This is a genomic window from Roseibium algae, from assembly GCF_037783265.1.
GTDB lineage: Bacteria > Pseudomonadota > Alphaproteobacteria > Rhizobiales > Stappiaceae > Roseibium > Roseibium algae.
The window spans coordinates 1-10247 of the sequence record NZ_JBAKIA010000035.1 but is presented as its reverse complement, the minus strand read 5'-3'; the positions used below and the strand labels follow the sequence as shown (position 1 = coordinate 10247).

Sequence of the window (10247 nt, the reverse complement as noted above, 5' to 3'; positions counted from 1 at the left end):
TTTGTTGAACTACCATGGCGCGCGTGCGTATCGCCGGTCCAGTGACCAGCGTTCCGATCTTCAGTTTCACTAGATCGCAACCGCGCAACTTGCTGTCGATTGCGAGATCGAACAGCGCCCGGTCGCGCATCCGTCCCTCCCGATCTAGGAAAAAGCGGATCGCCCAGATCTGGCGTTGCTTGAGAGGCTTCTTGACGCGGACCATTCTACCTGCATTCCATGCAGGCCTTCCGAGCGCGGCCGGATCGTATTGTGCAATTCCCATTTCCATACTCCTTCGGCCACTATTGGCCGTTGGAAGGATAGGCGAGCATCGTGAACCAAAGGGGCCGGGAGCGGACTGTCGACTTTCAGCTTTCAATTAGGTGAATCCGCCATGCATTCATAGTGTCCATCGTGCGACAGAGTTGGATTTGGTAAAGGTGCTAACTACAGGCTCTCTAACCGGTGGCAACCGACAATATCCCATGCCGCTGCGCACTACTTCCCCCGACTTCACGTCTTGTTTAAACCGGAATATTCTTTGCTGAATAGGGTGCCCACTTGTCTTTCCACGGGAGAGCCTCTTCCAGCTCATAAGCCAATTCATAGAGCATTTTATCGCTCCCGGCTTTAGCCTGAAACATGGAGCCCACTGGCATACCGGTCAACCTGGAGGTCGACAGTGGCACCGCGATGGCGCAGTCACCAACTGCGTTCGTCGGCGCGGTGATGCTCATCACGCGTTCGAACAAATGACCCTTCTCGTCCCAGCTTTCACTTGGTTTTATCGAACCCAATCTGGGCGTTTCATCCGGTGTGACGGGCGTAAAGAGCAAGTCATATTTGTCGAAAATACCTCCATATATCGCTTCCGCATTCTCGAAATAGGCATTCCCTCGCTTGATCTGATCGTCGGTGAAGTTGCGGCTTGTTTCAATCATGGTCGCGGTCCAGCGCGACAGAAGGCCCGACTCGGCCGGCGCCCTACCGGTGATCGCCGTTACTGTCGCCAGTAACGGCCTGAATTTGGGTAAGAAGGAGAAGCGGAAATTCTCGAAGAACTCGGTGCCGTTGACGGGATGTTCAATGAGTTCGACACGGTGCCCCAGATCTGCCAGGAGGTTGGCGATCTCGTCTTGAGCCTCCCTGATCGAGGCCACCGTCGGATAGCCCTTGACCCCGTTCGGGGCATAGGCGATCCGCAGCCGCATGTGGGATGGGCCGGTGACCCTCCCGATCGGTTCGTAGACCTTTCCCGATTTGTCCTCGGTATCGTTGAACAGGGCGGCACTGTCGCGCACCGTCCGACTGATGGCATTATTTGTTTTGAACAAATCATGCCCGCCATCGGCTTCTCCGGAGAACATGCGATACCGGCTGGGCTTGAAACCGAATGTCCCGCAGGCGTGACTTGGCAATCGGTTCGACCCTCCTCCATCCGTCCCATGGACCAGGGGAACAAAACCGGCGGCGACCGCCGCACCCGCGCCTGAGCTCGAAGCGATGCAGGAATACTCCAAATCCCAAGGGTTTCGGGTCTGGCCATAAAGCTCGCTTTCCAGGCCACTTGCAAATTCGGGCACCGTCGTTGTGCCGACAATGTTCAAGCCCGAAGCTTCGAGCGCCTCGATATATTTGACGGACTTGTTCGGAACATTGGTTGCCAGAAGTCTCGACCCGTCGGAACGCCGCAGGCCAGCAACATCGATCATGTCTTTGACGAGTGTCGGAACACCGGCGAATGTCGCGCTTGAGGAAAAAACGGGCGCCTTTTCCCGGGCCCGTTCGAAAGCCTGGGTCGCAATGCAGTTGATAATCGGATTGAGTGCCTCGTTGCGGCGAATGACGACCTCTGTCAACTCCTTGGCCGTGATCTCTTTTTCCTTGATCAGTCGGGCCAGGCCGAGCGCATCATAATCGATGAATTCATCATGCGCCCTGAGGCTAGCAATCGCAGCGGAAGCTGGTATGCGGGAAGTAAAAGTCGAGATGGTAGCAGCAGATGTTGATGCAAGAAATACCCTGCGTGAAATATTACTCAAGATGAAAAATCCAACCTTTCTATGTAAATACATTGGCCATATCATACATGAATGCCCAGGAAGGTCGAATTCATCGTAAGTCAAATTCGTCCAGCACTCCGATGCTTCACCAACCAAAATATGACACGAAGCGAATTCACACTCTCCACCCATCCCAGATTTTGCTGGAGGCAGAATCAGAAGAGGCAGCTTCTTCATAAGCAAAATGAGTGATCTTGGAATGGCTGCCCTATAGCTTGACATCCAGTATTTATCGTAACATAAATTGTTACATGAAAAGAGACAGCCGCCTTTCCTCCGTCCTTCACGCGCTTCTGCACATGGCAGAGCACCAGGGGCCCATGACCTCCGAAGCCATCGCGCAGTGCCTGGGCACCAATCCTGTGGTTGTCAGGCGCACCATGGGTTTTTTGCGCGAGGCGGGGATCGTTTCGTCGGGTCGTGGCCATGCGGGGGGATGGAGCATCACCGCCGATCTTGCGATTGTGACCTTGCAGCAGTTGCACGAAGCGCTTGGCGAACCCGCCATTTTCGCGATCGGCAATCGGACTGAAAATCCTTCTTGCCTGGTGGAACAGTCGGTCAACGCGGCGCTGGAAGACGCGTTTGCTGATGCCGAAGCGCTGCTGCTGGACCGTTTCGCCAATGTCACCCTTGCCGATCTGGCGGCCGACTTTAGCCGCCGCAATGCGGACATGCTTAAACAGAAAGACTAAGAATGCAGGATGTTATCGTAATCGGGGGTAGCTATGCCGGAATGGCAGCCACCCTGCAGCTGCTGCGCGCGCGCAGATCGGTGATGGTCATAGACGCCGGGTTGCGGCGCAACAGGACAGCGAGCCACTCCTATGGCTTTCTGGGACGGGATGGCGTCGATCCGGCAGAATTGGCACGCACCGCCAGAACCCAATTGGAGGCATATCCGACTTTGACTTGGAGAGAAGGCGAGGTCGCCCGCGCTACCGGAGCGAACGATGCGTTCCAAGTGACCCTCAGCACTGGCGAAAGCTATGCAGCGCATCGTTTACTGTTCGCTACAGGCGTGGCGGATGAGCTGCCTTTGGTGCCAGGCTTGGCGGAGCGGTGGGGACGTTCAGTGTTTCATTGCCCATATTGTCATGGCTATGAGCTGGATAAGGGCCATATCGGCATGATTGCAACCGGGCCGATGTCTGTGCATCAAGCGCAGTTGTTGACGGATTGGGGCAAGGTGACATTCATGACCAATGCTGCAACTTCACTCGACGATGACACCCGTGCCGATCTGGATTGCCGGGGTGTCACCGTGGAGGAAACGCCAATAGATCGGATCGAAGGCGAGGCCGACGTAATCCTGGCCGATGGTCGCCGCCTTGGCTTCGCCGGTTTGTTTACGGCATCCACCTGTTCGCCAGCCAGTCCGGTTGCAGAAACCATGGGTTGTGCCCTGATGGAAACGCCCATGGGGTCTCAGCTGCGCACATCGGAGGAAAAAGAGACATCCATCCACGGTGTATTCGCGTGCGGTGATGTCGCACGCGTCCCGCACTCTGTGTCGCTGGCCGTGGCCGACGGCGCTTGGGCCGGTGCCCAGATGCATAGATCGCTTGTTTGGCCAAAGCGCTGAGATTAGGATCCCATAGCCGAAGCTCAAGCCACCTTCCTGAGCATCCCAACCGGCAACCGGACTTTGCGGCTCAACCATCGCGTCCTGCATTGCGCGGAAGGATGGTCACGGTCGCGGTTTCCCAGTCGACCAAACCGTCAGAGTGATTGTATTGAGCTTGCGATGCCGTCCGGCAGCTCTGGGGCCGGGAGCGGACTGTCCCGTTTTGGAAGCAAAGTTGCTAAAGCTGATCTCAAATCAAATCTGTCTCAATTTAAATACCGGACTCGTTTCGGTCGCTCGCGATATAAGAGAATTATGAAAGCAGATTCATGGCACGATCGAATAAAGTTTAGATGGGGAAGGAGAGCAATTCATTACGGTTTGAATGCGAGGCGGTTCCTTTGACGTAATGGCCGCCCGCAAATATTGATCTCTGCTCAATGCGGACTCTCAGCTTACATTGTTAATATTTATGGCAGATAAGCCTTTCCGCCGATTGAAATAATATCTTCTTCACTGAGCTTCCGATGCCAGTGCGAATAGAAAACCATGCGGTCACGTGGCAAGCCAACTTCCTTGCGCAGGAAGCGATGAATGTCTCGGAAGGCTTTATGTTCGCACCCACCCCAAAAAAACACCTGAGTCAGATCTGAAGGCCAGATGACTGAACGGACGGCCTCGCTCAAGAGGGCGGTTGTTCCAGCAGGAAGTCCGAACCGGTGGAGCCAAACGATCTCAATCTCTTGAGGGCGGTCCAACGGCTGCTCTTCTTCCGGCCCATTGACTTCAATGAACACCTGCCCCTTTTCCTCAGGCCCGAGGCCCTCCAGAATGCGAGCGATGCCCGGCAGCGCAGTTTCGTCCCCGGCAAGTACATGAAATGCAGCTCGCTTCGCTCCATTTGCCGCAGGTCCGAGAACGCCAACAGTGTCTCCGGGAGCCGCGTCCCTTGCCCATTGCGTTGCAGGCCCTGCGGGATCATGCAGGGAAAAGTCGATCTCCATCCACCCCTCATCTGAATTGATCGCGCGGATGGTGTAGACACGGGTGGGTAGAAAATGATCATTGGGCCAAACCACCCGGCCACGACCGTCGAGAATGGGCCATTGCATCGTCACAACGCCCTTGGGCTGGAAAATAAGCCGACAATGCAACTGATCTGACCTATCGTATCGGGCAAGGTTCTCTCCCGAGAAGCGAATACGGCACATCGCCGGGGTTTGACGTCTCACGCTAGTCACTTGAAGGACCCGTAAGTCCTCGGGCAACGACGGGGCCGCTTCATCACCTGACCAGATGATTTCAAGGTTCTCACTGGCGGCGATAAACGAGACCGGGCCGGCTAGCGTGTATTTCAGACGGTTGAGATCAGCCTTGTTTGGGGTTTCAACATGTAGGCGCAAACAACTGGCGGCAGCAATCAGATGACCAGTTCCGACCTGTGTGGTGAGCCTGTAGCCATGGTCCACTTGTTCCAGGTCAATATCATGTGTTGCAATGCTCTCTGCAATGTAGTCGATGAATTCAGCAACCCTTGGAAAATCGATCTCTGCCGACGCTGTATAGATATGATCCGCTCCCATTCCGAACTCCTAGTGCTCTTTTAAAGAGACCCAAAGGTCCGGTTGGATAGGTACGGACAAAAAGTGCCTATTCATTTCGGCAAGCGTTCTAGCAGGGTCGATCTCTGCACACCGCTCGGGATGCAGCCATTTCGCGGCGGCTTCAACAAATAGAATATTAAGTTCGGGCACCGTGATCAGGCCTGTCCAAATCCCATGAACACGCCCGCTGCGAACGCTGGATAAAATTTGAAAACCAGATCGCCTAGTTAAGCGTTCCAACCCTTTTCGTCCCTCGGACGCGTCCAACCCGGGACCGATAGCGGGGCGCCCCCCGCCGGCCCATCCACCACCTGATGCGATATAGACATCTTGAGGCGTTGAGATCAGATATTCGAGCTGGAGTTTTTGATACCAAGCTTCCGTGATGGCGGGCAGAATCTTACCTCCCGCGCGGCGCAGCAATCCCCCCCAGATGCTGTCACCCGCTGCCCAGCAGCAATCCTCCAAGGAAGACAGCACTTCCAGATAGGTGGTCGTTGGCTGAGCCCCGTCAATGCACGCGGCCACTTGCCGAAGACGCTTGTCTATAAAAGTGAGTAATTCGCTCGCCTTTTCTCGGGCATCCAGAATGCTTGCCCACATTTGAACGAATTCGTGCAGGCCCTCAAGTGAATCCCTTCTCGCATTATCTTTTTCTATATTACTTGAAGTGTCGCTAAAGACGACCGGAATACCAAATGCGGCCAGTTGTTGAACCATTGGGTCTTCCGCGCCTCGAGGCAGCATGAAATAGTTTGCCACTACGAGATCCGGGGCCAAGGCTAATAGTCCTTCCAAAGAGATCGTGTCTGGGGTTTGCTTACCCACAACAGCAATGGAGCGGTCCTTTTGCAGGCTGGCCTGAAGCGCAGGACTATCGATACGGTCAGTCGCTGCCCATCCAACCACAAGCGCTGAAGGGGAGGGGTGCAACATGGCCATACTGACCATGTCTCGCGCTTCTAAAAGAACGATGCGTTCGGGCGGCGCAGCCAGCTCCACCGTCCTGCCAGCCATGTCCGTTATGCGCGTCACCTTGGCAGCCAGGGCGGGGCTGACATCATAAAGAGAGCCTAGGGCCAGTGCTCCGCAAAAGTCCCTTCGCGTCAGAACCATCAGCTCACCATTTGTATTTTAGGCCGGCAAGCACCAGTCGACCATTACCGTACTGACAATAAAAATTCGAACTGCAACTGGAATAGTAGTCCGTGTCAAAGAGGTTGGTAACGTTCAAGGTTACCTGAAGGCCATCGAGTTTCGGCACTCTTGTCCCAAGGTCATACCGCAAAGCGGCATCGAACAGAGTATAACCATCGACCTTGATCGTGTTGGCGTCATCAGCATAGCTGGATCCGACAAAGCGCCCACCTCCGCCAACGGACAGGCCGTTCAAGGCCCCGGTATCAAAATTGTAATTTGCCCAAAGGGAGCCGTAATAGTCCGGGACAGCCTGCGGGCGCTTGCCGACATTATCTGTAACGCTGGACTTCGACACCTCCGTATCGAGCAGCGTCAAGGCGCCAATCACTTCAAGGTTTTTCGTCATGTTCCCGCGGGCCTCGAATTCAATCCCACGTGAATGCACTTCATCCTGCTGCACGTAAGCCAACGCACTTGCGTCGTATTTTACGACATCTTGCTGGCGTATATCGAACGCCGATATCGTAAACAGCGCATCGATCCATGTTGGCTGATACTTCAAACCAACTTCAAATTGTTGAGCGGTTGTCGGATCGAAGGGATTACCATTAGCATCGACATTCGTATTTGGCTCGAAAGATGTCGAATAGCTGGCGTAAGGTGCAAGGCCGTTGTCGAACAGGTAGAGCAGTCCGGCTCGGTAGCTGTTTTGGCTGTCTGACTGATTTGTCGTCGTGGACGTCAGATTGTTCTTCGATGAAAGTTCTGTCCAATCGTGACGGACACCAAGCAGGGCATGGAAACCGCCAATACTCAATTGGTCCTGAGCATAGATTCCTGTCTGCCAGAAGTCCTGGTCCGTGTCGATGATGGTTGTCAAAGCGCCTATGTCTTGGCCATAGACTGGATTGGTAACATCAAGGGATGGACCCATTCCCCATAGATACTGCCAGCTGCTTTCCGCATACTGGAAATCGATCCCAGTCAAAAGCATGTGCTCTACCGGACCGGTTTGGAAATTAAATTCAACCTGATTGTCGGTCGACACACCTCCGACATCCTCAATAGAACGCAATGCCTGCCGCGGTATCAGACCAGCCGATGTAACGCCTGAGAGCATCTGCAGAGATTGAAAATCGAGATCAACATAGGAATAGCGGGTCTTGGATCGAACCGTGAAAGCTTCATTGAAACGGTGTTCGAAATTGTAGCCGATTCCTGTCTCGGTCCGCTTAAAGGCATCGAAATCCGGATCGCCAATATTCAGATCCCTGTTGAGATACGACTGATAAACAGTTGGCGCGAGAAAGTCCGGGTAAAGCGAATTAAAATATCCACCTTCCGGATCATGCTGATAATACCCGGATACTGTTAGTGTAGTGTCGTCGTCCGGAGTCCATGTTATCGAGGGAGCAAGTGCGATCCGGCTCTCGTCGACATCATCATAGCGCGTTCCCGACAAGCGCCCGACTGCGCTGAGACCGTATTGAAACGTCCCGTCTTTCGTTAAATTCCCGTTCGAAGACAGGCCTCCCTGGACACGGCCATGACTGCCCCCCTGGATCCAAACTTCATTCGACGTTGTCGCTGACGGCTGGCGGCTGATCTGGTTCACAAGGCCGCCCGGATTCGTCTGGCCATAAAGAAGTGCGGACGGTCCCTTGAGAACATCTATGCGGTCAAGAAGGTATGGATCAATCGAAGTCTGCGCAAATGCCTGTCCACGAGGCAATTTAAGGCCGTCCAGAAAATTCACGTAACTGGTGGAAGTTCCGAAATTGCCGAAGCCGCGCAAGAAAATTGAATCATACCGCGAGTTGGTGTCTTTATCCGACAAAACCCCGGCGGTATAGCGCAAGGCTTCACTAACAGTCTGCGGACTTTGTTCATCAAGTTGCAAGCGCGTGACGCTGGTCACCGATTGCGGCGTTTCCAACACCGATGTCCCTGTCTTTGTAGCGGAAACAACCGTGCTTTCAAAGATACCCCCCTCGGTGCTTTGCGTTGCTTCCCCGGCCTCTACTGTGATCTGTTTGAGGGGAGTTGCCTGTTCCTGGGCAAGACCTGTGCCCGCCCACAGCGCAAGGGCGCTCACGGATGTGATTTGAACTAAACGGTGAGGAATACAAAGCGACATAATTACCCCTAAAGCCAGTTGTCTGCCATTTATTTTGGGTTGGCGGACCGCTTTCGGATGACGCCTGCCTAGAAAACAGATATGCTAATAATCAAACGGGACGGACCTGTCCAGTTATAAATACTGAGAAATTTCTTCATGATTTTAAAGTTTGCCCACAGTGGCAACCTTTGAGTAGAAGCTATCATTGGTTGACAATGAGACATCGGAGGCCGAGGGAGAGAAAATGGGCGAACATATGCCGTTGCCATCAAAACCTAGAAAGGGACGGCCGCCGAAACACGCAACTCAGGAAGCGACGCGTCGTATCCTTGAAACTGCAACGCAACTGTTTGCAGCTCAGGGGTTTGCAGGAACGTCCGTTGAGCAAGTTGCAGCAAACTGCGGTGCTGGAAAGGACACAATTTACCGCAGGTTTCCGTCAAAAGTGGCTTTGTTTGAAGGTGTTGTCGAACACGCGCGCGAACGGTCCCTGGTGAAGTTAGAGGCGATCGAGCAACAGGGAGAAGACGCCATGACGAACCTCAAAAGTCTGCTGCAGTCGCTTCTCGCAATCAACATGGAACAGGACCTCATTGCTCTGAAGCGTATCGCGTTCAGCGAGACCGTGGTTTTTGGAAAAACTGAGGCTCGGACCATGTCTGCGCAGACTGACCCAATCCTGATACGGCTTGTCTCCTGCGTCGAAGATGCTCAGGACTGTGGGGCTATCGGTACAGGGGATGCCAAACAGATTGCACAACACCTGATCTATAGTCTGGTGTCTATTCCGACAACAGACGCCATGTTGGGAGGGAATACATTCGAAACCCAACAAGCATTGAAAGAGCATTTTCAAAGGGTTTGGTCATGGTTGATTTACGGCATCAAGAACGGCGCAGTTTGACCGCACTTAGGCACCACAAATGAGGATCAGCATTAAGCCTCATTTGTTACGGTTAAAAAGAGAAAGCAAAGAACGACCCATCAACTATGGGGCCGTGAGGGGACTGGCGGGTCTGGATTCAGGCGAAAAGAAAACCGGACATTTATTATGCGACTGATGTGTCGTTGTTTCCGGCCCTGAGTTCTCATTCGGCAAGACACATGAAGACGGTCGGCCAGGCACAAAGCGGTCTTCCAGATATCGAACCGCAATATCTTAATCCACGGGTCAGAGGTTCAGGTCACTCTCCCGCTACCATCACCTGCTCGTGCTATTGCCTCCACTCTTTCTTTCGTTGAATTCCAAGTCCACTCACTCCGTGCGCGAAATCAACGCCCCAATGATGACCAAACGACTGAGGCTCGAAGGAAGTATTGAACGCCCTCTTCCCAGACAGTCAGAACCGATAAAGCACGCTGAGCCGTCCGGAGTGTTCCTGGGCAGTCGCACCAATCTCGCCCTGGTAGCTGAGGGAGAGGCTAAGGGTCTCGTCCTTTTCCAGTGATAGGCCTGTCTCGAACAGCGCCGTATTATCGTCAATTGGCGTACCGGAGACGGAGAAGGCATTGCCGCCACTGGCAAATCGCATGGTCGATGTCGGGTCGACGTCGCCGAAGGCATGGCGCCAAGCGAGCGAGCCATTCAGAGAAGCAGTGAAACCGTTTAGTTGGCCGATGGAAGTCTCACCGCGCAGTCCCAGTGTGGTCACACCCATCACATCTGTGTTGCTGGCGCTCGCCAGCGCCGCCGAGCCACCCGTTTCCGTGAACCCGTCCGTGTGCTGGCTGACGACCGCAAGGCCAGCAAACGGCTCGAAGGCCGCCGAGGC

At 54.0% G+C, this 10247-nt stretch carries 8 protein-coding genes and 1 pseudogene; 3 read left to right on the top strand and 6 right to left on the bottom strand.

Annotation, left to right across the window (positions count from 1 at the left end; translation table 11 throughout):
• A pseudogene (locus V6575_RS22940) lies at positions 1-265 on the bottom strand (integrase); the annotation flags it as partial.
• A gap of 241 nt (positions 266-506) precedes the next feature.
• Positions 507-2024, bottom strand: a complete 1518-nt coding sequence (locus V6575_RS22935; protein ID WP_340277809.1) for an amidase family protein — start codon at positions 2022-2024, stop codon at positions 507-509.
• Between the two features lie 272 nt (positions 2025-2296).
• On the opposite strand from V6575_RS22935, the gene V6575_RS22930 reads away from it, so the two are divergent.
• Together V6575_RS22930 and V6575_RS22925 are read left to right on the top strand one after the other, a co-directional pair.
• Entirely contained in the window at positions 2297-2740 is a 444-nt protein-coding gene (locus V6575_RS22930) for an Rrf2 family transcriptional regulator (RefSeq protein WP_340277808.1), read from the top strand.
• A gap of 2 nt (positions 2741-2742) precedes the next feature.
• A complete protein-coding gene (locus tag V6575_RS22925) occupies positions 2743-3630 on the top strand; it encodes an NAD(P)/FAD-dependent oxidoreductase (RefSeq protein ID WP_340277807.1) in 888 nt (295 codons plus the stop codon).
• A gap of 452 nt (positions 3631-4082) precedes the next feature.
• Here the strand turns inward: V6575_RS22925 and V6575_RS22920 are convergent, their stop codons facing one another.
• Genes V6575_RS22920 through V6575_RS22910 form a run of 3 tightly spaced genes read right to left on the bottom strand, consistent with a single transcriptional unit; the run spans position 4083 to position 8493 of the window.
• Positions 4083-5195: an SIP domain-containing protein gene (locus V6575_RS22920; protein ID WP_340277806.1), complete on the bottom strand. Its 1113-nt coding sequence runs from the start codon at positions 5193-5195 to the stop codon at positions 4083-4085.
• 9 nt (positions 5196-5204) lie between these two features.
• On the bottom strand, positions 5205-6332 hold the full coding sequence (locus tag V6575_RS22915; protein WP_340277805.1) for an ABC transporter substrate-binding protein: 1128 nt from the start codon (positions 6330-6332) through the stop codon (positions 5205-5207).
• Positions 6333-6336: 4 nt separating this feature from the next.
• Entirely contained in the window at positions 6337-8493 is a 2157-nt protein-coding gene (locus V6575_RS22910; protein ID WP_340277803.1) for a TonB-dependent siderophore receptor, read from the bottom strand.
• 226 nt (positions 8494-8719) lie between these two features.
• Between V6575_RS22910 and V6575_RS22905 the strand changes: the two genes are divergently transcribed.
• Complete coding sequence (locus tag V6575_RS22905; protein ID WP_340277800.1) at positions 8720-9379, top strand: TetR/AcrR family transcriptional regulator; 660 nt, start codon at positions 8720-8722, stop codon at positions 9377-9379.
• Positions 9380-9815: 436 nt separating this feature from the next.
• On the opposite strand, the gene V6575_RS22900 is transcribed toward V6575_RS22905, so the two are convergent.
• Positions 9816-10247 (bottom strand): autotransporter outer membrane beta-barrel domain-containing protein (locus tag V6575_RS22900; RefSeq protein WP_340277799.1); only part of this gene is annotated, 432 nt, incomplete at its 5' end.

Coding starts and splice junctions, on each gene's coding strand:
- V6575_RS22905 (WP_340277800.1), top strand. CDS start 8,720: ATGGGCGAACATATGCCGTTGCCATCAAAACCTAGAAAGGGACGGCCG.
- V6575_RS22910 (WP_340277803.1), bottom strand. CDS start 8,493: ATGTCGCTTTGTATTCCTCACCGTTTAGTTCAAATCACATCCGTGAGC.
- V6575_RS22920 (WP_340277806.1), bottom strand. CDS start 5,195: ATGGGAGCGGATCATATCTATACAGCGTCGGCAGAGATCGATTTTCCA.
- V6575_RS22925 (WP_340277807.1), top strand. CDS start 2,743: ATGCAGGATGTTATCGTAATCGGGGGTAGCTATGCCGGAATGGCAGCC.
- V6575_RS22915 (WP_340277805.1), bottom strand. CDS start 6,332: ATGGTTCTGACGCGAAGGGACTTTTGCGGAGCACTGGCCCTAGGCTCT.
- V6575_RS22930 (WP_340277808.1), top strand. CDS start 2,297: ATGAAAAGAGACAGCCGCCTTTCCTCCGTCCTTCACGCGCTTCTGCAC.